The organism is Pseudomonas sp. GW822-FHT05A08 (genome assembly GCF_058800485.1).
This window is the reverse complement of sequence record NZ_CM179511.1, coordinates 1,887,248-1,910,909: the sequence shown is the minus strand read 5'-3', so window position 1 is coordinate 1,910,909 and position 23,662 is coordinate 1,887,248. Positions and strand designations below refer to the sequence as shown.

Here is a 23,662-nt window from a genome sequence, read left to right as displayed (position 1 = left end):
CGGCGGCGTAGCCGTCGCAAACCGGTGAATGCGCTCTTTCAGGCAGATCAGGGTTGCAAGATTTACGACCGCTGCGCGGCCGATCGTAGGCTGCGCCAGCGGCTACAGAAAATGCCAGAGCCCCGTGAACAGGGCCCTGGCGTTTTTTTTTGCACTGGATTTGTAAAAAAAGCCTGCTGTACTGAGCCTAGGTTCTGGAGCAGGGCCTGTAGCCAGGCTGCACGGCTGCATAACGGCTTTATCGGATCGATAAGGAATAACTTCTATGTCGCTGTTCAAACGTTCAGTCACTGAGTTGTTAGGCACCTTCTGGCTGGTATTGGGTGGTTGCGGCAGCGCCGTACTGGCGGCCGCGTTTCCGGATGTCGGCATCGGCCTGCTGGGCGTGGCGCTGGCCTTCGGTCTTACCGTGCTGACGATGGCCTTCGCCATCGGCCATATCTCCGGCTGCCATCTCAACCCCGCGGTGTCCGTCGGCCTGGTGGTCGGCGGGCGTTTTCCGCTCAAGGAACTGCCCGCCTATGTGATCGCGCAAGTGATAGGCGGGGTGATCGCCGCGGCGCTGCTGTACTTCATCGCCAGCGGCAAGCCTGGCTTCGAGCTGGCCAGCGGGCTGGCCTCCAACGGCTATGGCGAACATTCGCCGGGGGGCTACTCACTGGCGGCGGGCTTTGTCAGCGAGCTGGTGATGACCGGGATGTTCGTGGTGATCATCCTCGGCGCCACCGATAAACGTGCTCCGGTGGGCTTCGCGCCGATCGCCATCGGCCTGGCGCTGACGCTGATCCACCTGATCTCGATTCCGGTGACCAACACCTCGGTCAACCCGGCGCGCAGCACCGGGCCAGCCTTGATCGTCGGCGGCTGGGCGATCCAGCAACTGTGGCTGTTCTGGCTGGCGCCGATTCTCGGCGCGGTGGTCGGCGGTGGCCTCTATCGCTGGCTGGGCAAGGAAGACAGCTGACAGCAACCCCGAGGGTCACGCCTGCCGATACGGCAGCGCGGCCCTCGCCTCTTCGGCGTAAGCCAGCACGCCCACCCGCTCCTGCTGGAGAAAATCCTTCACCGCCGCTTTCAAGCCGGGGTGTCGCAGGTAGTGCCAGGACCGGGTAATCACCGGCTCGAACCCCCGAATCAACTTGTGCTCGCCCTGGGCCCCAGCGTCGAAACGCTGCACCCCCTGGGCGATGGCGTAATCCATGCCCTGGTAGAAACAGGTTTCAAAATGCAGGCGATCGAATTCCGCCAGGCAGCCCCAGTAACGCCCGTAGAAACTGTCGCCACCGATCAGGCTGAAGGCCATGGCTACCGGCCTGGCGTTCTGCTTGGCCAGCACCACGCGAATGGCCTCGGGCATGCGCTCGGCCAACAGGCTGAAAAAGGCCCGGGTCAGGTAGGGTGACTGGCGCCGCACCGCATAGGTATTGGCATAACAGGCGTAGACAAAATCCCACTGCGCTTCGCTGAGCTGGCGGCCTTCGAGCCACTCGAATTCGATGCCCTGCCCCGCCACCTGTTCGCGCTCCTTGCGCATCTGTTTGCGCTTGCGCGAGCTGAGGGTATCGAGAAAGTCCTGGAAGTCCCGGTAACCGCGGTTCTGCCAATGGAACTGGCAACCCAGGCGCTGCAACCAACCGGCTTGCCCAACCAGGGCGGCATCGGTAAAGGCGTCGGTGAAGTTGATATGGGCGCTGGAAAGCCCTTCGATCTCCAGGTAACCGGGCAGGCTTTGCAGCAGTTCAAGGCCGTCTTCCAGGCTTGCCGCCAGCAGCCGCGCGCCGCTGACCGGGCTGAAGGGCACGGCGCTCAGCAGCTTGGGGTAATACTCGATGCCGGCCCGGGCGCAGGCATCGGCCCAGCCATGGTCGAACACGTACTCGCCGTAGGAATGCCACTTGCGGTAGCTGGGCAGCGCCGCGATCAGGCGTCCGTCTTGCACATGCAGCAGGTGCTCGGCCTGCCAGCCAGAGTTCGGGCCGAGGCTGCCGCTGTCTTCCAGCGCGCTGAGAAAGGCGTGGCGCAGAAACGGCTGGCCGTCACTGAGCAAACCGTCCCATTGCTGCGGATCGACGGCGGCCAGGCTGGTCAAGGATTGCAACGGCATTGGGTTCCCCGCGAGTGTGGTCCACGAACGCGCCGAGTATCGCCGATCACTGCCCCAGGTGCAGCAACAGGAAATCGATGAACGCCCGCGACTTGTGCGGCAGGTGCGAACTGTTGGGAAACACCACGTTCACCGACTGCGAAGGCAAGGCGTAGTCGGGCAGCAGGCGCACCAGCCGGCCGCTGGCCAGGTCGTCCTCGACCACCCAGCCGGGCAGTACCGACACCCCCAGGGACGACAGGGTCATGGCGCGAATGGCGGTGGAGGAATTGGATTCGAAATGATTGGGCCCGCTGACTTCGACCTGGCCCCGTTGCGGGTGGCTCAGGGTCCAGTTGGTGGGCCCTTGCAGGTTGCTGTTGGCGATCCACGGCACGCTGTTCAGGTCCAGGGGCTCGCCCACCGGATGGCGCGCCAGAAAGTCCGGGCTGCCCACCAGGACGATGTCGTAATCGGCCAGCTTGCGGCTCTTGAAAGCCGAGTCGGCGAGGTTGCCCAGGCGGATCACCAGGTCGAGTTTTTCCGCCACCAGATCATTCAACGAAGAGTTGAAGTTATAACAAAGACGGATCTCCGGATAACGCTCGGTGAACTTGGAAATGATCGGCAGTATATAGCGCTCGCCATATTCACTAGTTGAACTGAAACGCAACTTTCCAGAAATACGATTATGCCCATGCAGGACATTTTCGAAGGCATTGTCGATATCCGCGACAATCCCCTTGAACTCGTTATAAAAGTCCTGGCCTATTTCCGTCAGGGATATATTGCGGGTATTGCGGATCAACAGGGTCGCCGACAAAACTTCCTCGAGCGCCTTGACATGCAGGCTGGCCATGGCTTTGCTGATGCACAGGTAGTTGGCCGCCTTGGTATAGGAGCCGAAATCGACAACCGCCAGGAATGTCTGGACGCGATTTAGATGCGTGTGCATGTTATAGCTCACCGTGTTGTAAATCATTGTCAAATTCCACCAAACAATGTTTCAAGTATAGGCGTATCGACACCCTCGGTCTATCGCTCCTATGATCCCGCCGCAAAAGGGAGATCATATGACTTATCGCTACAAAGTGGCTCTTATATTCCTCATCGGATTCTTTATCGACTGTATAAACATATTCATGTCGGCCGTGGCTTTACCGAGTATTGCCCATGAGATGCACGTCTCGACTTCATCCGTGGCCTGGGTGGCCAATGCCTATATTCTCGGCCTGACCCTGATCATTCCGGTGAGCACCTGGCTGGCCGGACGTTTCGGCAGCCGCGAAACCCTCACCGCCTCGATGCTGGTGTTCAGCACCGCCGTGTGGATGTGCGGGATGGCCGGCAGCTTCCATGAACTGGTGATCTGGCGTTTCGTCCAGGGCATCGGCGGCGGCCTGCTGATCCCGGTGGGCCAGGCCCTGACCTTCAACCTGTTCCAGGGCCCGCAGCGGGCCAAGATCTCCACCCTGGTGATGGCCGTCGCCCTGATCGCCCCGGCCATTTCGCCGACCATCGGCGGCGTGATCGTCGACAGCAGCTCCTGGCGCTGGGTGTTCCACAGCAACATTCCGTTCTCGCTGATCGCCGCCGCCCTGTCCTGGCTGTGGATCAAGGAAGCCCGGCCCGCCAGCCTGGCGCGCCCGGACATCAAGGGCCTGCTGCTGGTCAGCGCAGCCCTGGGCAGCCTGCTGATGGGCATGTCGCTGTACGGCGGCGACTACCCACCGCTGGCCGCCCTGAGCTGCCTGATGCTGGGGGTCACCTGTGTGGTGCTGTATGTCCTGCACTACCGCCGCTGCGACAACGCCATCGTCGAGTTGAGCCTGCTCAAGAGCAAGAAGCTCAGTACCTCGATCTTCATCTATTACGCGATTCCCGGAGTGTTCACCGGGGTCAACCTGCTGAGCATCTTCTTCCTGCAGAACAGCCTGCACTTCAGCGCCCAGCTGACCGGCATGTTCATGATCCTCTACGCCAGCGGCGCCTTCATCGCCATGCTGGTCTGCGGCCGGGTCTACAACCGCTTCGGCGCCCGGCGCCTGTTCACCCTCGGCATGCTGCTGCACAGCGCCGGCATCGCCACCCTGTACCTGGTCGACAGCGCCGCCGACCTGCCGATCATCGTCATCGCCTACTGCCTGATGGGCATCGGCGGCGGCATCGGCGCCAATACCGCGCAAACCACTTCGCTGATGGATTTCGAAGGTGCCGATACCCACAAGGGCAGCGTGATCTGGAACATCAACCGGCAGATGTCCTTCAGCATCGGCGCCGCGCTGTTCCTGATGATCTACAACCTGCTGCTCGCCCGCCTGGCGTCTACCCCGGCCTATCACCTGACCTTCGTCATCGCGGCGGTGATGGGTCTGTTACCCCTGTTGCAGATGAGCAACCTGACCACGCAAAAGGAATGTCATGCACAACACAATCGTTGAACAGGCCAAACACAGCATCCATGCGGTCCACGACCTGATCCACGCGGTCTTCACCGACCAGGACGGCAACGGCGCCGCCGCCATCGACCGCCTGCTGCCGGCCTTCGCCGAGCACTTCAGCATGGTCACCACCGCAGGCGCCATCGTCAGCCGCGAGCAGGTCGAACAGATGTTCCGCGGCGCAGTCGGTGCCCGCCCCGGCCTGGAAATCCTCGTCAGCGACCTGCACACCGTGTGGCACGAAGGCCACAGCGCGGCGATCCGCTACAAGGAAACCCATCGCCTGGACCAGAAGGAAACCTCGCGCCTCTCGGTGGTGGTGATCCGCATCCATGAGCACTCGGCCCAGTGGCTGTACCTGCATGAAACACCGTTAAGCTGACAGCGAGTCACCCCATGAATTACCAGATCACCCAGTGCCTGATGCTCTCGCCAAGCATCAAGGAAATCACTCTGGCGCCTCTTGTGCCGGCCCCCTGCGAGACCACCGCCGGGGCCCACTTCAAATGGTGGATTCCCACGCTCGAGCAATGGCGTCACTACTCCCGGGTCGAACTGGCCGAACATGAGCTGCCCCCGGGCAGCCTGGTGTTCGCCATCCGCCTGAACCCCGACTCGCCCAGCAGCGCTTATATCCGCCAACTGAGCGTTGGCGATCAGGTACGGCTCGACGGCCCGTTCAATGCCTTCGACTACCAGCTGGACGACAGCGATGGCGCCGACATCGCCCTCGCCGGCGGCATCGGCATCACGCCGTTGACCGGCATCCTCGGGCATCTGCGAGCCCGGCAGCGCCCGGCGCGGCTGCACTATTTCGCCAAGAGCGCGGGCGACGCCGCCTATGCCGCGCAGATGCGCGAGCTGCTGCAGGACAGCCTGAGCCTGCACTGCTCCGATTCGGCCGAAGGGCGCCCGTCGGTGGCCGCGGTGCTGGGCCAGTTGCAACCCCGGGACCGCCTGTACGTCTGTGGCCCGCAAGCCATGCTCAACGACGTGTTCAGCCATGCCCAGAGCCTGGGTTTTCCCCGCGAGCGCATCCACTTCGAAGTCTTCAACACCTGCCTGGCCGAGGATGACCCCGGCTTCGCCGTGCACGCCGCGGACTCCGGCGTCGACCTGCGGGTGCAGCCCGGCCAGTCCCTGCTCGACGCCCTCGAAGAGGCCGGCCTGGAGCCGCTCTACGACTGCCGTCGTGGCGAATGCGGGGTGTGCGAGCTGGACGTGCTGGAAGGTGAAGTCGATCACCGCGATTTCATCATGAGTCCGCAGCAGGCCGCCTGCAGCAACAAGATCTACCCCTGCGTATCCCGGGCCAAAAGCCCAAGCCTGAAACTGGTCATCTAAAGAGAGAACCTCGTTGGACAACTACTTCAACGGCAAGGAAGTGCATCGCACGCTGTTCCTTGATCCGTCGCTCTTCGAGCGAGAACAACAACAGGTATTCGCCGCCAGCTGGTGCTACCTGGGCCATGAAAGCCTGGTCCCGGAAACCGGCGACTTCTTCACCGGCGAGATCGCCGGACAACCGCTGGCCATGGTCCGGCAGAAAAACGGCGAGATCGTCGTGCTGCACAACCGCTGCCCGCACAAGGGCGTGAAAGTGCTGGCCGAGCCGCAAGGCAATGTCGGCCGGTTCATCCGCTGCCCGTACCACGCCTGGACCTTCAAGACCGACGGCCAGTTGCTGAGCATCCCGGTGAAAAAAGAATACGACGACTGCGACCTCAGCAGCTGCGCCGCCCACAAGGGCATGCAGCCGGTGGCCGCGGTGGAGAACTACCGGGGCTTCGTGTTCGTGCGCCTCAAGGAGCAAGGCGTCGGCTTCAGCGAGTTCTTCGGCGACTCGCTGTCGACCCTGGACAACATGGTCATGCGCTCGCCCCAGGGACAGTTGCGCGCCATCGGCCAGCCCCTGCTGCACCGCCATCGCTGCAACTGGAAGATGGTGGTCGACAACCAGACCGACACCTGCCACCCGATGGTCGCCCACGAATCCTCGGCCGGCGAAGCCATTCGCCTGTGGAAGGAAACCGGGCACAACGGCCAGCCGCCGATGGCTGTCGAGCTGTTCTCGCCGTTCATGGCGTCCTACGAGTTCTTCAGCGCCATGGGCATCCGCACCTGGCCCAACGGCCATGGCCACACCGGCGTCAGCAACTCGATCCACAAGGCCTATTCGAGCATTCCCGGCTACTGGGAGCTGATGGTCGAGAGCTACGGCGAAACCCAGGCCGCGGCGATCCTCGACGACACCCGGCACAACACCGTGTATTTCCCCAACCTGATGGTCAAGGGACCGATCCAGACCCTGCGGGTGATCCGCCCGATCTCGGCCAGCGAAACCGTGGTCGAGTCGTGGATCTTCGAACTGGTAGGCGCGCCGGTGCAACTGCTGGAAAGAACCGTGCAGTACAACAACCTGATCAACTCGCCATGCTCGATGGTCGCCCACGACGACGTGGAGATGTACGAGCGGGCCATGGACGGGCTGCGCAGCCAGGCCAACGACTGGGTGAATGTCGCCCGCCTGTTCGAACCGGGCGAAGCCTTTGAGCAGACCCAGGTGGTGTCCGGCACCAGCGAACGGGCCATGCGCAACTTCTACAACACCTGGCAGCAACTGATGCAGGCCCCAGACGGATCGACCGCCCATGGATAACTCGCCCCTCGAACAGCTGATCTACCAAGAGATCGCGCTTCTCGACCAACAGGATTTCGACGCCTGGCAACAACTGCTGTGCGACGACTTCCACTACTGGATTCCCCTGCGCCACGACCAACCCTGCCCGTTGCGCGAATCCTCGCTGCTGTATGAGGACCGCTTCCTCACCACCCTGCGCATCAACCGCCTGGCCAGTGCCCGCAACTTCTCGCAGCAGCCCAAGAGCCGCGGCCTGCACATTGCCCAAAGGCCAACGATCAGCCTCGATGCGGATGGCCTGAGTGCCCATTGCCGGACCCCCATGCTGTATTGCGAAGCCCGGGGCGACAGCGAATGGCATTACCCGGTGACCGTGGAACACCAACTGCTGTGCCTCGCCGGCCAGTGGAAGATCCAGCGCAAGAAAGTCCTCCTGCTCAACCCTTCCCGCGCGTTTGAAAGCCTGCAGCTCATCATCTGATTTCCGAGACCCTTACCTGTGAACTCCTCCCACTCCGGTTTCGAAGAAACCCAAGGCACCCGCTCGTTCCCCAACATCGACCTGTTGTACGACTATGGGCAATTCCTGCGCCGTGCCACCCAGGCCATCGGTCACCTGCCGCCGGCGATTGCCGACAAGCACGTCGGTATCGTCGGCGCCGGCCTCAGCGGACTGATCGCGGCCTATGAACTGCTGCGCGCCGGCGCCACCCGCATCACCCTGTTCGAAGCCTCGAAAGACCACCTTGGCGGGCGTTTCCTGACCCAGTGCTTCGACGAAACACAACCGCAGTTCATCGCCGAGATGGGCGCCATGCGCTTCCCGCCGAGCGAAGTCGGCCTGTTCCATTACCTGGACCGCTTCGGCATCGGCACCACCGAGGCCTTTCCCGACCCTGGGGTGGTCGACACCGAAATCCACTACCGTGGCGAAACCCACCACTGGCCGGCCGGGGAAAATCCACCGCCGATCTTCAACACCGTGCACCAGGGTTGGAACGCCTTTCTCAAGGAAGGCGTGCGCCTGGACGACGGCACCTTCCTGGCGCCGCCGCTGCTGCTCACCGATCTTCTGGAAAAGCAGCAGTACGCCGAGGTGCAGCCGGAGTGGCAACGCTACCTGGACTGCTTTGGCGACCACTCTTTCTACTCGGCCATGGTGCAGATCTTCACCTCGAACAACCCGCCGGGCGGCAAGCGCTGGCGCAAGCCGGAAGACTTCCACCTGTTCGGTTCCCTGGGCATCGGCTCGGGTGGGTTCCAGTCGGTGTACCGGGCCTCGTTCACCGAGATCCTGCGGCTGGTGATCAACGCCTTCGAAGTCAACCAGCGGCTGGTGCCCAACGGCATTTCCACCCTCTGGGAGCGAATCGCCGACGAGGAATTCCACGGCATCGCCCTGCGCGACCGGATCTGCCGCACGCGCATCGAATCCATCAGCAAGGGCGCCGACGGGCAGATCCTGCTGCAAGGCTGCAACGGTGAAACCTATGGCTGCGACCGGGTGATCACCACCGCCACCACCCGCGCCCTGCAAGTCAACATGCGCCTCACCCAGGCCGAGCAGTTCGTCAATCGCGACGTGGCCCGGGCGATCAACGAAACCCACATGGTCGGCTCGTCCAAGCTGTTCATCCTGACCCGCGACAAATTCTGGCTCAAACATGGCCTGGCGCAGAACATCCAGACCGACACCCTGGTCAAGGGCGTCTACTGCCTGGACTACGCCCCGCAGGACCCGGACTCCTGGGGCGTGGTGCTGATCAGTTACACCTGGGAAGACGACTCGCACAAAATGGTTTCGATGACCGACAAGGTCCAGCGCTGCAAGCGCCTGGTGGACGAACTGGCGATGAGCGCGCCGCAGTTCGCTAGCCACCTGGTGCCGCTGGACGGCGACTACCAGCGTTGCGTACTGGAATACGACTGGCTCACCGACAAGCAGGCCCTGGGTGCCTTCAAGCTGAATTTCCCCGGCGACGACCTGTACTCCCAGCGCCTGTTCTATCAGTTCAAGACCGCCCTCGACCCGCAGCAGGACACCGGCCTGTACCTGGCCGGCTGCGGCAGCTCGTTTACCGGCGGCTGGGCCGAAGGCGCGGTACAGACCGCCCTGAACGGTGCCTGCGCGGTGATCGCCAGCCTCGGCGGCGAACTGCTCGAAGGCAACCCGCTGTTCGATCTGCAATCGCACTTCCGCTATTGCTGAGCCCAGGCCCCTACCGACTTTCGTTGAGACTTTTTCATGTACAGCCAGCATTCGATCGAAGCGCTCGTTGACGGGTTTCGCCAGGGCAGCCTCTGCCTGGATTCCTGGCACCGCGCGCTACTCGAGCAATACGCCGACGCCAGGCACCTGAACAGCTTCATCAGCTTCGCCGCGCAGGCGTTCAGCGGCGACACCGGCACGCCAGAGCAGCGCCAGGCGCCGCTCTACGGCATCCCGGTTTCGTTCAAGGACAACATCAATGTCAGTGGCCTGGCGACCACCGCCGGCACCCCCGGCCTGGCCGACTACCAGCCGGCCGCGGACGCCGGCATCGTCCAGCGCTTCAGGGCGCTGGGCGCGCGGGTCGCCGGCAAGAACAACATGCACGAGCTGTCGTTCGGCGTGACCTCGGCCAACCTGAGCTACGGCGCGGTGGTCAACCCGCGCCACCTGCAACACAGCGCCGGCGGCAGCAGCGGTGGTTGTGCCGCGGCCGTGGCCGCCGGCCTGGTGCCCTGCGCGGTGGGCACCGACACCGGCGGCTCGGTGCGGATTCCCGCGGCCTTCTGCGGTGTGGTGGGCTTCCGGCCGAGCACCGGGGCCTACCCGGGCGACGGCATCGTCCCGGTGTCCCAGACCAAGGACTCACCGGGCCTGCTGACCCGCAGCCTGGAAGACGCGCTGTTCGTCCATCGGCATCTGACCGGCACTTCCTTCACCGCGCCGACCGAGCCCAAGCGCCTGCGCATCGGCATTCCCCAGCGGTTCTTCTGGTCCGAGCTGGAGACCAAGGTGCACAGCGATTGCCGCGCGGCGATCGATAGCCTGGCCGATCAGGGCGTGGAAATGGTGCCGGTGGACGACCGCCTGATCGGCGAGATCAACGAAAGCATCCAGTTCCCGCTGCCGATCTTCGAGTTCTTCATCGACTTCCCGCGCTTCCTGCTGAAGGCCGGCTGTGGCGAGCGGTTCCTCGAGATCCTGGCGCAGATCCGCGACCCGCAGATCAAGAAGACCCTGATGGCGCAGTTGGAGAGCCCGGCCATTTCCTACGAGGACTACGTGCAGGCCTTGATGAGCAAGATCCGCCTGGATCGCGAATACGCCGGGCTGTTCCAGCAGCACCGCCTGGACCTGATCGCCTACCCGACCGTCAGCTGCACCGCGCCGCTGCTGAGCGACAGCGGCGCCCAGGAGCATTTCGAGCGTTTCGTGCGCAACACCGACCCGGCCAGCAACCTGGCGGCGCCGAGTATCAGCGTGCCGGTGGCCGAGCCGGGCAGCCTGCCGGTCGGGCTGTCGTTCGACGCCTTGCCCGGGCAGGACCACCGGCTGCTACAGATGGCGCAGCAACTGAGCCGCCTGCTGGCTCTGCGCTGATTTGTCGCCCGGGTGCACGGGAGCCGGCCTGCCGGTATTCCGCACACCCGAGGCGCCCCCTCGCTACCTCCAATAACAATTTCATTGCAGGCCTTGCCATGCGCGGTACGTCCATCGCTTCATCCCCTTCAACCTCCCACTGCACGGTCGCCGAACGCCGGCCTTCGGTCATCGGCGGCGCCATGATCATCGGCGGCACCATTGTCGGAGCGGGCATGTTCTCGCTGCCGGTGATGATGTCGGGGCTGTGGTTCCAAGGCTCCCTCGCGGTGCTGGCGCTGTCGTGGTTCTGCACCCTGCACTCGGGGCTGATGATCCTCGAAGCCAACCTCAACTACCGGCCGGGGGCGAGTTTCTCGACCATCACCCGCGACCTGATCGGCCGGCGCTGGAGCCTGTTCAACGGCGCCACCCTGGTGTTCGTCCTGTACATCCTGACCTATGCCTATATCTCGGCCAGCGGCTCGGTGATCCGCCACACCGCCCACACCCTGGGCCTGGAGATTTCCTCGCGCAACGGCGGCCTGCTGTTCGCCCTGGCGGTGGCCCTGGTGGTCTGGCTCAGCACCGCGGCGGTCAGCCGCATCACCACCCTGGTGTTCGGTGCCAAGATCCTCGCCTTCTTCCTGACCTTCGGCGGCCTGCTCGGCCATGTGCAGCCGCAGGTTTTGCTCGATCGCGGCAACCCGCAACCGGACTACCTGCCCTATCTGTTCATGACCCTGCCGTTCTGCCTGACCTCCTTCGGCTTTCACGGCAACGTGCCGAGCCTGATGAAGCACTACGGCAAGGACCCGCAGCGCATCCGCAACTGCCTGCTGATCGGCACCCTGATCGCCCTGGTCCTGTACACGGTATGGATGCTCTGCACCATGGGCACCCTGCCCCGCGAGCAGTTCAAGGACATCGCCCGCCAGGGCGGCACCATCGATGTGCTGATCAGCGCCCTGGGCAGCATGCTCGACAGCGCCCGGGTCGACCTGCTGCTGACCCTGTTCTCCAACTTTGCCGTGGCCTGTTCGTTCCTCGGCGTCACCCTGGGGTTGTTCGACTACATCGCCGACTCCCTGGGCTTCGACGACAGCCCCCGGGGCCGCCTGAAAAGCGCGCTGGTCACCTTCGCCCCGCCGATCGGCTGCGCGCTGATCTGGCCGGAAGGCTTCATCCTTGCCATCGGTTTTGCCGGCCTGGCGGCGACCGTCTGGGCGGTGATCACCCCGGCCCTGCTCGCCCACACCTCGCGTAAACGCTTCGCCAGCCCGCTGTACCGGGTCTGGGGCGGCACGCCAATGATCGTCCTGGTGCTGCTGTTCGGCCTGGCCAACGCCCTGGCCCACCTGCTGTTCAGCTTCGACCTGCTGCCGGTCTGGCGTTAGCCGGGAGACGGGCAAAAAAAAGCCCCGCCGAAGCGGGGCTGAAACGAAAGGAGCTTTAACGGATGAGAAAGAGCTCTTTACAGCGGTAAATGAACCTTAGAACACGTACTGCGCGCGAACGATGAAGCCGTCGCCGTCGTCGTCACCGGTACGCGCGGCTGGAGTACCACCGCTGGCGGCCGTGGCGTTGGTGACCTTGTCGGTCTTGGCCTTGACGTAGGTGGCGGAGATTTTCACTGCTTCGTTGGCGTACCAGTTCACACCCAGGTTGTGCACCTTGACTTCGGCATCGCCGACGTCGCGGGTCAGGCTGGCGGTGGTGATGTTGTCGTCTTCGACAGTCATGCTGTCGTAGCGATAGAACAGTTCCCAGGCGCCGAAGGCCTTGTTGGCCGGCTTGATGGCGTCGAACTTGCCCACCTTGTAGCCGCGGGATTCGCCGGTCAGGGTGTAAGCGCCCTGCACGTAGAAGCCGTGGCCCTTGATGTCTTCGTAGGCGTTGGAATCAGCCTTGGTCTTGCGGGTGATGTATTCACCCTGGATCGAGGCCGGGCCCATGGCGAACGCGGCTTCCAGGCCAAAAGCGGTGTCACGGTCGTAGGAGCCGGCCGGCGAACTGGAACTGCCGCCCAGCACCGGACGGTTGCCGTTGGTGCCGGCATCGTTGCCGCCCAGGGTCTCGACGCCACGCATGCCCATGCGGGTGCGATAACGGGAGTCGAACGCGGTGTCGGAGACATCACGCGAAGCCACGTTCACACCGAAGTGCAGGACGTTGCCGGCATCGTGCATCGGGGCGAAGACGAAGCGACCGTTGACCTGCTTGACGCTGTCGCCGTCGGTGTCGTCGGTGTCCTTGCTGAACACGCCGGCCGAGGCATAGAAGGAATCGGCGAAGGTGCTGGAAGCCTGCAGGCCCATACCGTTCTGGTGGGTGTTGGCCCAGTCGACCATGTCGTAGGCGATGTTACGTTCCGGCGCGGTCACCCACTTGGAGCTGGTGGCTTTTTCCAGGCCGAAGTCCGGGTCGAAGCGACCGACCTTGATCGACACCGGCTTGAAGCCGTTGTAAGCCAGCGAGGCTTCGTCGAAGTAGCCGTTATCGGAGTCGCCGGTGTTGTGGGAGAAGTCGTAGTTGATGGTGTAGGCCCAGTCGGTGTACAGCACGCCGGACAGTTCGAGGAAGGCGCGACGGAAGTAAGCGGCGTCGGCGCTGTCACCGTTCTTGGTGTAAACACCGTCGAAGCGGCTGTAGTCGGCTTGCAGGCGGCCACCGAGCTTGAAGCTGAACTCTTTGTCTGTGGTGGCGACCTCAAGGCCGCCCTTGGTCTTGACTACGATATCGGCGCCATCGGTGGTAACGGTGCCAGCGAAAGCCTGGGCGGTAACTGCCAGGGCCAGGGCGCTGGCGGCAAAACCGGCGAAGTGCTTACGGATCATCGAAGATTTCCCCTAATTGGTGGTCTGTAGCGCTGGAAAAAACACGCGAGTCAGGCCCGCTTGTGTTGGGAGGGAATCTTGGCGGCGGGTTATTTCAGGGGAGTTGCCGATAGATAAAGATTTGATGACAGCGGAACTTTTTTACTTCCAAACGAAATAAGGCAAAAAGCCTGTACTAGAGCGGTCGGCGGGGTATTTGGGAGGAAACGAAACCCTGTAGCCGCTAGCGAAGCCCGCGATCGGCCGAACGGTCGCAGCGACTTCAAGATCGCTGAAGGCCTTCGGCCTTATCGCAGCCTACGGCAGCGGCTACAGGAACTCGTACACCTTGCAGGCGTTGGTGTAGCCGCTGGCGAAGCCTGCGATCGAGCGCGAAGCGGCCGCAGTGACTTCAAGATCGCTGAAGGCCTTCGGCCTTATCGCAGCCTGCGGCAGCGGCTACAGGAACTCGTACACCTTGCAGGCATTGGTGTAGCCGCTGGCGAAGCCTGCGATCGAGCGCGAAGCGGTCGCGCTCTTGAGGACCTTGAGGCTTCAGCGACTACGGGAGGATTGTCGGGTGAAATCAGGCGTTGCGCTTGCGCTCGGCGGCCAGGCGTTCGGCCAGCGCATCGATATCGGCGATGGGCGCTTGCGGCATCTTGCGCAAGGTGGCCTGCATCAGGCGCATCTGCCGCAGGAAACGCCGGCAATTGGGGCAGAACAACAGGTGATGGCGCTGGATCAGGCGCTGGCGAAAGCTCAGCTGACCATCGAGATAGTCGCTGGAACGTGCCACTTGTTCCTTGCAGGTCAGCATTGGCCGGTCTCCTCGAAGTGCTCCACCGTGGCAAAAATCTTCAGCCGCGCCCGGTGCAGCAGCACCCGGACATTGGAGAGGGAAATATCCAGAAGATTACAGATCTCCTCCAGCTCCAGGCCCTGGCGCTCGCGCAGGGTCAACACGCTGCCTTGCAGTTCCGACAGGCTCAGCAAAGTGTGCTCCAGGCATTCGCGCAGTTCGGCCTCGGTAAGCAGGGCTTCCGGGGTGTCGGCGTGCCAGGCGAACGGCGCCACCAGCCAGTGCCCGTCAGAGGAAGAAAAACGCTCGTCGCCGATGGTGCCGTGGGGTGCCGGCAGGTCATCCAGCAGGACTTCGCGGCGGTTCTGTTTGTAGCGGCTTTTCGCCGAGTTGGCGGTGATGGTCAGCAGCCAGGTCTTGAGGCTGGAACGCCCCTGGAAACCGACCAGGTTGCGCACCACCGACAGCCAGGCATCCTGCACCACTTCGTCGGCGTGGCGCTGGCCGACAATGGCGTAGGCCACGGCGCGCATCGCGCTCTGGTAGGTGCCGACCAGTTCCTTGTAGGCCTTTTGCTCGCCGGCCAACAGGCGTTCAAGCAGTTGCGTGTCGTCAGCTGCGGACATTCATGCCTCGTAATCGGAATCCAGGATCGCAACCGCTGAATCCAGCGGCTGCGATCCATAAGACTGTCAACGCTTGCGCAGAAGCACACTGCCAATCGAATAACCGGCGCCGAACGAGCTGAGCACCGCCAGCGAGCCGCTGCTCAGGTCGTCCTGATTCTTGTGGAACGCGATCACCGAACCGGCCGAACTGGTGTTGGCATAGGTGTCGAGAATCACCGGTGCTTCTTCTTCGGTGGCCTCGCGGCCCAGCAGCTTCTTGACGATCAGGTGGTTCATGCTGAGGTTGGCCTGGTGCAGCCAGAAACGCTTCACGTCGCTGACGTTCAGCTGGTTTTCCTGCAGGTGCTCGGCAATCAGTTCCGCCACCATCGGGCAGACGTCGCGGAACACCTTGCGGCCTTCCTGCACGAAGAGTTTGTCCGGCGCGCCGATACCCTCTTCCGCGGCGCGGTTGAGGAAGCCGAAGTTGTTGCGGATGTTGTTGGAGAACTTGGTCAGCAGCTTGGTGCTGATGATGTCGAACTGGTACGGCGAGGTGGCCAGGTCTGCCCGCTCGATGATCACCGCGGTGGCCGCGTCGCCGAAGATGAAATGGCTGTCGCGGTCACGGAAGTTCAGGTGGCCGGTACAGACTTCCGGGTTGACCATCAGGATCGCCCGGGCCTGGCCCAGTTGCACGCTGTTGCAGGCCGCCTGGATGCCGAAGGTGGCCGAGGAGCAGGCCACGTTCATGTCGAAACCGAAACCTTCGATGCCCAGGGCTTCCTGGACTTCGATGGCGATGGCCGGGTAGGCGCGTTGCAGGTTGGAGCAGGCGACGATCACCCCGTCGATGTCCGCGGCGGTCTTGCCGGCGCGTTGCAGGGCCTGTTCGGCGGCGCCGATGGCCATCTGGCAGAGCACCGACCATTCGTCGTTGGAACGCTCGGGCAGGCGCGGGGCCATGCGCTGCGGATCGAGGATGCCGTCCTTGTCCATGACAAAGCGGCTTTTGATGCCGGAGGCCTTCTCGATGAAGGCCGCGCTGGATTCGGTCAGGGCCTGAACCTCGCCGCGCTCGATCGCTTGCGCGTTGTCGGCGTTGAACTGATGCACGTAGGTGTTGAAAGACTCCACCAGCTCTTCGTTGGAGATGCTGTTGGCCGGGGTGTACAGGCCAGTGCCGCTGATGACGACGTTATGCACGGTCGTTCCTCTATTCTGTTCAGGCAGAAGGTATTGGCACCGTCGTACCAAACCGTAAATGGTCTATCCCGACGGGCGGAATAGGACCTGACATCGCTTTATTCCGCTTTGCCCGGGCGGCGAACGCTCAAAACCGCGGGGCCGGCATTTATAACGGCGAAGTTTGCCATAAACGCCGGCGTTTGGCCCCATCGGCAAGCGTAGTCGGCGCAACATCGCCGATCCTGTAGCCGCTGGCGAAGCCTGCGATCGAGCGCGAAGCGGTCGCGCTCTTGAGGCCCTCGAGGCCCCTGCGGGGCCTTACGCAGCCTGCGGCAGCGGCTACAGCGCATCAGGCTTCCACCTGGCTCCACTGCTTGTTCAGGCGCTTGTCGGAAATCGGCGCCTTGGTGCCCAATTGCTGGGCGAACAGCGAGACCCGGTATTCCTCCAGCCACCAGCGGTACAGCTCCAGTTGCGGGTCGCGCTTGCCTTCCTGGGCATGTTTGCTCGCCCGCGCCTGGTACTGGTTCCACAGGCCGGCCAGTTCGGTGCTCCAGACCCGGTCCTTCTGCACCTGGCTGCCGAGCTTCTCAAAGCGCAGCTCCACGGCCTTGAGGTAACGCGGCAGTTCCTTGAGCCACTGCGCCGGGGTCTCGCGGACAAACCCCGGGTACACCAGATGGCTTAGCTGCGACTTGATGTCGTTCAGCGCCACCGCCTGGGCCAGGTCGATCTTGCCCTTGAAGCGCTTTTGCAGGCCATGCCAGAGCTTGAGGATCTCCAGGGTCAGGCGCGCCAGGCGCTCGGCGTGCTCGGTCCAGCTGCCGCGCTTGCGCTCGGCCAGCGAGGCCAGGCCGGCGCCATCGCGCGGCAGGCTGTCCTCGCCTTCCAGCACGCAGCTGTCGAGGCTGGCCAGCAGGATGTCTTCCACCAGGGCATCGACACGCCCCAGCTCGCGATACAGCAGGCCCAGCTCGGTCAGCCCCGGCAGCTTGTTGCGCAGGAACTTGGCCGGCTCGGCCAGCTGTTGCAGCAGCAGGCGCTGCAAGGCGCGGCGATGCTGGAACTCGGCTTCGGCCGGGGTCGAGAAACGCCCTTCCTTGACCGTGCCACCCTCTTCCACCAGCGCCGGATACACCGTCATCGACAGCCCGGCGATCTTCTGCTGGGTTTTCTCCGCCACCGCGGCGAACACCTTGGCTTCCACCGGCTGCTGGCTTTTCGCGGTTTGCGGCACGGCCAGGGCGGCCTGGCTGGCCTCGGCGAAACGCGCGGTCAGCTCGGCCAGGTCGCGGCCTTCGCCGAGGAACTTGCCCTGGGCATCGACGATTTCCAGGTTCATCCGCAGGTGGCTTTCCACCTGTTGCGCCGACTCGGCCCAGGCCTCGTCGCTGACCCGCGCCCCGGTCATGCGCAGCAGTTCGCGGCCTAGGGCCTGGGGCAGCGAGCCCTGGGCGAAATCGATACGCGCCAGGGCCGCCTTGACGAAGTCCGGCACCGGTACGAAGTTCTTGCGCAACGCCTTGGGCAGGTTGCGCACCAGGGCGATGCACTTGGCTTCCACCAACCCCGGCACCAGCCATTCCAGGCGCTCGGCGGGCAAGGCCGGCAGCAGCGGCGCCGGCACCCGCAGGGTCACGCCGTCCCGTGGATGGTTGGGCTCGAAGTGGTAACTCAGGGCCAGTTCCAGATCGCCGATCTGCAAAGTATCCGGGTACTGCATGGCGGTGACTTCGCTGGCCTCGCGGGCCAGCACGTCTTCCTCGCGCATGATCAGCAACTGCGGGTCTTTCTGGCTATGCACCCGGTACCAGCTGTCGAAAGTCGCGGTCTGGTGGATCTCCGCCGGCAGGCGCGCGTCGTAGAAGGCGAACAGGGTTTCCTCGTCGGCGAGGATGTCGCGGCGCCGGGCCTTGGCTTCCAGTTCGTCGAGCTGCTCCAGCAGCCGCGTATTAGCGCTCAGGCACTTGGCTTTCGACTGGATTTCGCCACGCACCAGGCCCTCGCGGATAAACAGCTCGCGCGACACCAGCGGGTCCACCGGGCCGTAATGCACCGGGCGACGACCGACCACGATCAGGCCGAACAGAGTGATCTGCTCGTAGGCCACCACCTGCCCGCGCTTCTTCTCCCAATGGGGTTCGAAGTGGTTTTTCTTGATCAGGTGCCCGGCCAGCGGCTCGATCCAGTCGGCGTCGATCTTCGCCACCATGCGCGCGTAGAGCTTGGTGGTTTCCACCAGTTCGGCGGTCATCAGCCATTGCGGGCGCTTCTTGCCGATCCCCGACGACGGGTGAATCCAGAAGCGCCGCTGGCGGGCGCCGAGGTAATCGCCTTCCTCGGTCTTCTGCCCGATCTGGCTCAGCAGCCCGACCAGCACTGCCTTGTGCAGCTTCGGATAATCGGCCGGCTCTTTGTTCAGGCTCAATTGCAGGTCGCGGCAGATCAGGCTCAGTTGGCGATGGGAGTCGCGCCACTCGCGCAGGCGCAAGTAGTTGAGGAAATTCTTGCGGCACCAGTTACGCAACGGGCTGGCGGTCAGCGCCTGGCGCTGCTCTTCGAAGCCGCGCCACAGATTGACCAGCCCGGCGAAATCCGAGTCGGCGTCCTTCCACTGCGCGTGGGCCTGGTCGGCCGCCTGCTGGCGCTCCGGCGGCCGCTCGCGCGGGTCCTGGATCGACATGGCACTGGCGACGATCAGCACTTCCTGCAGACTGCCCAGCTTCGCCGCTTCCAGCAGCATGCGGCCCATGCGCGGGTCCACCGGCAGCCGTGCCAGCTGGCGGCCCAGCGGCGTCAGCTGGCTGTTGCGATCCACCGCCGAGAGCTCTTGCAGCAGGTTGAAACCGTCGCTGATGGCCTTGCCATCCGGTGGCTCGATAAAGGGGAAGGCAGTGATTTCACCAAGGCGCAGATGGAGCATCTGCAGGATCACCGCCGCCAGGTTGGTGCGCAGGATTTCCGGGTCGGTGAATTCCGGACGGCCGTTGAAATCCTCTTCGCTGTACAGGCGCACGCAGATGCCCGGCTCGACCCGGCCGCAGCGGCCTTTGCGCTGGTTGGCGCTGGCCTGGGAAATCGCCTCGATGGGCAGGCGCTGGACCTTGGCCCGGTAGCTGTAGCGGCTGATGCGCGCGGTGCCGCTGTCGATCACGTAGCGGATGCCCGGCACGGTCAGCGAGGTCTCGGCGACGTTGGTCGCCAGCACTACCCTGCGGCCCGGGTGCGACTGGAAAATCCGCTGTTGCTCGGCCGGCGACAGGCGCGCGTACAGCGGCAGGATCTCGGTGTGCTTGAGCTGGGCCTTGCGCAGCATTTCGGCGGCGTCGCGAATCTCCCGCTCGCCCGGCAGGAACACCAGCACGTCACCCGGGCTGCGGCGCTCGCTGCGCTCATGGGCGGCGATTTCATCGAGGGTGGCGAGGATCGCCTGGTCCACCGTCAGGTCGTCCTCGACCCGGTTGCCCTCTTCGTCCTGCTCCAGGGTCAGCGGGCGGTACCAGGTTTCCACCGGGAAGGTGCGGCCGGAGACCTCGACGATCGGCGCGTCGTCGAAGTGCCTGGAGAAGCGCTCCAGGTCGATGGTCGCCGAGGTGATGATGACCTTGAGGTCCGGACGCCGCGGCAGCAGGGTCTTCAGGTAGCCCAACAGGAAGTCGATGTTCAGGCTGCGTTCGTGGGCTTCGTCGACGATGATCGTGTCGTAGCGTTCCAGGTAGCGGTCGTTCTGGGTTTCCGCCAGCAGGATGCCGTCGGTCATCAGCTTGATCAGGGTGTTGGAATCGCTCTGGTCTTCGAAGCGCACCTGGTAACCCACCAGGGCACCCAGCGGCGTCGCCAGCTCTTCGGCGACCCGGCTGGCCACGCTGCGCGCGGCGATCCGCCGGGGCTGGGTGTGGCCGATCAGGCCGTGCTGGCCGCGGCCGATTTCCAGGCAGATCTTCGGCAACTGGGTGGTTTTGCCCGAGCCGGTTTCGCCAGCGATGATCAGCACCTGGTGCTTTTGCAGCGCCGCCTTGATCTCGTCGCGCTTGGCGGCGATCGGCAGGCTGTCGTCGTAGCGAATCGACGGCACGCTGGCGCGCCGCGTCAGCACCTGGGCGCAGGACGCCTGCATGCGCTCGACCCACTGCACAAGCTTGGCCTCGTCGGGCTTCTTGCGCAGCTCAAGCAGCTGCCGACGCAACCGGTGGCGGTCAGCAAGCATGGCGTGGTCGAGGTTTTTCAGCAGTTGGTCGATTGCAGGCGATTCGGAAGTCATAGGAAAGCAGCGGCAAGCTTCAAGCGAAAAGCCGCAAGATTAACGCAGCTTTACGCTTTTAGCTTGCAGCTTGTAACTTGCCGCTGCCCCTTCTATTCGTTATCCCGGTCCTTGCGCCGGTACGGGAACACATCGATCACCTTGCCGGCGCGAATGGCCTCCTGCAGGCCTTTCCAGTAATCGGCGTTGTACAACTCGCCGTGCAACTGGTCGAACAGCTTGCGCTGCCCGGCGTCGGCGAACAGGAACGGTGGGAACTCCTCGGGGAACACGTCCAGCGGGCCGATGGAATACCAGGGCTCGGAGGCCATCTCGTCCTCCGGGGTACGCGGCGCCGGGATGTGGCGGAAGTTGGCTTCGGTGAGGAAGCAGATCTCGTCGTAGTCGTAGAACACCACCCGGCCATGGCGGGTGACGCCGAAGTTCTTCAGCAGCATGTCACCGGGAAAGATGTTGGCCGCGGCCAGTTGCTTGATCGCCAGGCCGTAGTCCTCCAGCGCCTCGCGCACCTGGGCCGGGTTGGCGTGGTCCAGGTAAAGGTTGAGCGGGGTCATGCGCCGCTCGGTCCAGCAGTGACGGATCAGCACCGTATCGCCTTCCACCGACACCGTGGACGGCGCGACTTCCAACAGTTCCTCCAGGCACGCGGGGTCGAACTTGCCCAGGGGAAAGCGGAAATCGGCGAACTCCTGGGTATCGGCCATGCGCCCGACCCGGTCGACGCTTTTCACCAGGCGGTACTTCTCGATCACCGTGGCGCGGTCGACGTTTTTCGACGGCGAGAAGCGGTCCTTGATGATCTTGAACACGGTGTTGAAGCCCGGCAGGGTGAACACGCTCATGACCATGCCGCGCACGCCCGGGGCCATGATGAACTGGTCGTCTGTGTTGGCCAGGTGGTTGATCAGCGCCCGGTAGAACTCGGACTTGCCGTGCTTGTAGAAACCGATGGAGGTGTACAGCTCGGCGATGTGCTTGCCCGGCAGGATGCGCTTGAGGAAACCGATGAACTCCGCCGGCACCGGCACGTCGACCATGAAATAGGAGCGGGTGAAGGAAAAGATGATCGACACATCGGCTTCGTCGGTGATCAGCGCGTCGATCTGGATCCCCCGCCCTTCGCGGTGCAGCAGCGGAATCACCAGCGGCCACTGCTCGTCGTGGGTGTAGATGCGGCCCACCAGATAGGCGCCCTTGTTGCGGTACAACACCGAGGAAAACAACTCCACCGCCAGCTCCGGGTCCTTGCACACCCAGTCCGGCAGGTTCTCCCGCAGCTGCGACTCCAGGCGCCGCAGGTCGCCAGGCAGATCGGCATAGGCTTCGCTGAAGCTGTAGTCGACGAAGATCTGTTCGAGCATCGTCGACAGATGACCTTGCGGCCGGTAGGTGCGGGTCTGCGCGGCCCGGGCGCGGCGCAGGCTCGGCCGCGTGGTGTGGATGAACATACAGCCGTCGCTGATCAGGTCATGGCTGAACAGGCCGCAGAAGGCCGAGTTGTACCAGGTCTCGGACAGCTCATCGTCGAAGCGCAGGTCGATCAGGCTGATATAGGCGCTTTTCACAAGCGGCCACTGATTGACGTCGAGCAGGGTCTCCAGGTCGAAGGTCGTACGCAGCCGCTGCACGGTCTCGCTGACCTTTTCCTCGTACAGGTTGATCCGTGCCGCCGAGGCGGTCTGCGCCTCCTGCCACTGCGCCTGCTCGAAGCGTGCCCGGGCACCGTCGGTGATCTGGCGAAAATGCTCGCGGTAATCGTCGAAGCCATCGAGGATCGTTCGAGCGATATCGGCGGCGGGCCATTTCTGCGGCATGGTGAGACCTCTGCGGGAATTCGGAAAGGCCTGAGCTTAGCCAGTGAACCGGGTACAGGAGAAGTGCAATTTTGCGCAGATAGCAAAGGCGGCCGCCAATTCAACCGCAAGATAGCGATTGCCCGCGTCCCGTCTCTCGGCAACACTCTCGCCCTGCTGAAAAAAGGGCCGTTGAACGGCCTATTAAAGGAGTTGCGCCGTGAGACTTGTCGATACCCTGCGTTTGTTGTCCCTGGCCGCGATCTGGGGCGCGAGTTTTCTGTTCATGCGCATCATCGCTCCAGTGATCGGCAGCATTCCCACGGCATTCTTTCGTGTCTCCATCGCCGCCACCGGCCTGCTGGTGATCCTCGCGCTGATGCGCATCAGCTGGGACTTCCAGGGCAAGTTCAAGACCGTGCTGCTGCTCGGCGTAATCAACTCCGGCATCCCCGCCACTATGTATTCGGTGGCGGCCCTGGTGCTGCCGGCCGGTTATTCGGCGATCTTCAATGCCACCACGCCGTTGATGGGCGTACTGATCGGCGGGTTGTTCTTCCATGAAAAACTGACCCCGCCAAAAATCGCCGGGGTCAGCCTGGGCCTGTTTGGCGTGGGCATCCTGACCCGCGCCGGCCCCATGGCATTCGACCTGGAACTGCTGCTGGGCGCGCTGGCCTGCCTGCTCGCCACCACCTGCTACGGCTTCGCCGGCTTCCTCGCGCGACGCTGGCTGGACCAGGCCGGCGGCCTCGACAGTCGCCTCTCGGCCCTGGGCAGCATGCTCGGTGCCAGCCTGTTCCTGCTGCCGGTCTTCGCCTACAGCGCCATCAGCCAGCCGCCCGCCAACTGGGGCGGCTGGAGCGTCTGGCTGTCGTTGCTGGGCCTGGGCCTGGCCTGCACCGCCTTTGCCTACATCCTGTATTTCCGCCTGCTGAGCTCGATCGGCCCGGTCAAGTCCATGACCGTGACCTTCATGATCCCGCCGTTCGGGGTGCTGTGGGGCGCGTTGCTGCTGGACGAGCCGCTGTCCATGGCTCACCTGTATGGCGGCGTGCTGATCGCCGCGGCCTTGTGGCTGGTCCTCAAGCCAGGGGCCCGGGTCGCCTCGCCCCGGGAACTGGCGGATCGCTGATCGCGTCGATTCCCCGGCATTGCGAGCGGTCCTGAAACATGGGCGCGCTCGCCACTTGCATGACAGTCTCGATCAGGCTTGAGCGGAATCGAACTGCCTATCGGACACCGTAACTTCCGACCTTCGGCAAAAGAACTTAAAACAATAAAAAATCATCACCTTCTAAAAACAAATACTGCTCTCTCAACAAAAACATCCCCTCAAGCAAAAAAAATCATTACCCCGCCGTCTTTATTTTTTACCCCCTTCTTTCACCCCCTCGTCCAAACCCCATAAAACTTGAATGCAATTCGCAAAAGAAGCCCGCACCAGAGAGTTCCACTGAT

Annotated in this window: 18 protein-coding genes; 10 read left to right on the top strand and 8 right to left on the bottom strand. The window is 63.4% G+C overall.

What is annotated here, in order from left to right; genetic code table 11:
- The first annotated feature begins 265 nt into the window (after positions 1–265).
- Positions 266–964 carry an aquaporin Z gene (aqpZ, locus tag AC3RCP_RS08685; RefSeq protein WP_007920624.1) on the top strand — a complete coding sequence of 233 codons (699 nt, stop codon included), beginning with the start codon at positions 266–268 and terminating at the stop codon, positions 962–964.
- 15 nt (positions 965–979) lie between these two features.
- Here aqpZ and AC3RCP_RS08680 read toward each other — a convergent pair whose 3' ends face one another.
- The gene (locus AC3RCP_RS08680) at positions 980–2,104 is read right to left on the bottom strand and encodes a GNAT family N-acetyltransferase (RefSeq protein ID WP_492569601.1); all 1,125 of its coding nucleotides are present in this window, start codon (positions 2,102–2,104) and stop codon (positions 980–982) included.
- Positions 2,105–2,150: 46 nt separating this feature from the next.
- Positions 2,151–3,038 carry a LysR family transcriptional regulator gene (locus AC3RCP_RS08675; RefSeq protein WP_492569599.1) on the bottom strand — a complete coding sequence of 296 codons (888 nt, stop codon included), beginning with the start codon at positions 3,036–3,038 and terminating at the stop codon, positions 2,151–2,153.
- A gap of 118 nt (positions 3,039–3,156) precedes the next feature.
- Here AC3RCP_RS08675 and AC3RCP_RS08670 point away from each other — a divergent pair, with 118 nt between their 5' ends.
- From AC3RCP_RS08670 to mtr, 8 genes are all read left to right on the top strand, one after another.
- Positions 3,157–4,524 carry an MFS transporter gene (locus tag AC3RCP_RS08670; protein WP_007920621.1) on the top strand — a complete coding sequence of 456 codons (1,368 nt, stop codon included), beginning with the start codon at positions 3,157–3,159 and terminating at the stop codon, positions 4,522–4,524.
- Entirely contained in the window at positions 4,505–4,906 is a 402-nt protein-coding gene (locus tag AC3RCP_RS08665) for a hypothetical protein (RefSeq protein WP_007920620.1), read from the top strand. Before AC3RCP_RS08670 ends, AC3RCP_RS08665 begins: the two co-directional genes overlap by 20 nt.
- 14 nt (positions 4,907–4,920) lie before the next feature.
- Entirely contained in the window at positions 4,921–5,868 is a 948-nt protein-coding gene (locus tag AC3RCP_RS08660; protein WP_101337120.1) for a flavin reductase family protein, read from the top strand.
- 13 nt (positions 5,869–5,881) lie between these two features.
- On the top strand, positions 5,882–7,183 hold the full coding sequence (locus AC3RCP_RS08655; RefSeq protein ID WP_492569597.1) for an aromatic ring-hydroxylating dioxygenase subunit alpha: 1,302 nt from the start codon (positions 5,882–5,884) through the stop codon (positions 7,181–7,183).
- Entirely contained in the window at positions 7,176–7,646 is a 471-nt protein-coding gene (locus AC3RCP_RS08650; RefSeq protein WP_009042645.1) for an aromatic-ring-hydroxylating dioxygenase subunit beta, read from the top strand. Before AC3RCP_RS08655 ends, AC3RCP_RS08650 begins: the two co-directional genes overlap by 8 nt.
- An 18-nt stretch (positions 7,647–7,664) precedes the next feature.
- Complete coding sequence (locus tag AC3RCP_RS08645; RefSeq protein WP_457275837.1) at positions 7,665–9,374, top strand: NAD(P)/FAD-dependent oxidoreductase; 1,710 nt, start codon at positions 7,665–7,667, stop codon at positions 9,372–9,374.
- 36 nt (positions 9,375–9,410) lie between these two features.
- Positions 9,411–10,754: an amidase family protein gene (locus AC3RCP_RS08640; protein WP_101337118.1), complete on the top strand. Its 1,344-nt coding sequence runs from the start codon at positions 9,411–9,413 to the stop codon at positions 10,752–10,754.
- 98 nt (positions 10,755–10,852) lie between these two features.
- On the top strand, positions 10,853–12,130 hold the full coding sequence (mtr, locus tag AC3RCP_RS08635) for a tryptophan permease (protein WP_101337117.1): 1,278 nt from the start codon (positions 10,853–10,855) through the stop codon (positions 12,128–12,130).
- A 96-nt stretch (positions 12,131–12,226) separates the two neighbouring features.
- Here the strand turns inward: mtr and AC3RCP_RS08630 are convergent, their stop codons facing one another.
- The 6 genes from AC3RCP_RS08630 to aceK all read right to left on the bottom strand — a co-directional run bounded on the left by AC3RCP_RS08630 (position 12,227) and on the right by aceK (position 22,222).
- Positions 12,227–13,570, bottom strand: a complete 1,344-nt coding sequence (locus AC3RCP_RS08630) for an OprO/OprP family phosphate-selective porin (RefSeq protein WP_492569594.1) — start codon at positions 13,568–13,570, stop codon at positions 12,227–12,229.
- A 565-nt stretch (positions 13,571–14,135) separates the two neighbouring features.
- A complete protein-coding gene (locus AC3RCP_RS08625) occupies positions 14,136–14,369 on the bottom strand; it encodes an anti-sigma factor family protein (RefSeq protein WP_007926855.1) in 234 nt (77 codons plus the stop codon).
- Positions 14,363–14,977 (bottom strand): RNA polymerase sigma factor, encoded by a 615-nt coding sequence (locus AC3RCP_RS08620; RefSeq protein ID WP_101337115.1) that lies wholly within the window; start codon positions 14,975–14,977, stop codon positions 14,363–14,365. Before AC3RCP_RS08620 ends, AC3RCP_RS08625 begins: the two co-directional genes overlap by 7 nt.
- Before the next feature lie 66 nt (positions 14,978–15,043).
- A complete protein-coding gene (locus AC3RCP_RS08615; RefSeq protein ID WP_101337114.1) occupies positions 15,044–16,165 on the bottom strand; it encodes a beta-ketoacyl-ACP synthase III in 1,122 nt (373 codons plus the stop codon).
- Between the two features lie 331 nt (positions 16,166–16,496).
- On the bottom strand, positions 16,497–20,408 hold the full coding sequence (gene hrpA, locus AC3RCP_RS08610; protein WP_492569591.1) for an ATP-dependent RNA helicase HrpA: 3,912 nt from the start codon (positions 20,406–20,408) through the stop codon (positions 16,497–16,499).
- A 92-nt stretch (positions 20,409–20,500) separates the two neighbouring features.
- Entirely contained in the window at positions 20,501–22,222 is a 1,722-nt protein-coding gene (gene aceK, locus AC3RCP_RS08605) for a bifunctional isocitrate dehydrogenase kinase/phosphatase (protein ID WP_053260022.1), read from the bottom strand.
- A gap of 199 nt (positions 22,223–22,421) precedes the next feature.
- Between aceK and AC3RCP_RS08600 the strand changes: the two genes are divergently transcribed.
- Positions 22,422–23,336, top strand: a complete 915-nt coding sequence (locus AC3RCP_RS08600) for a DMT family transporter (protein WP_101337112.1) — start codon at positions 22,422–22,424, stop codon at positions 23,334–23,336.
- Positions 23,337–23,662: the final 326 nt, after the last annotated feature.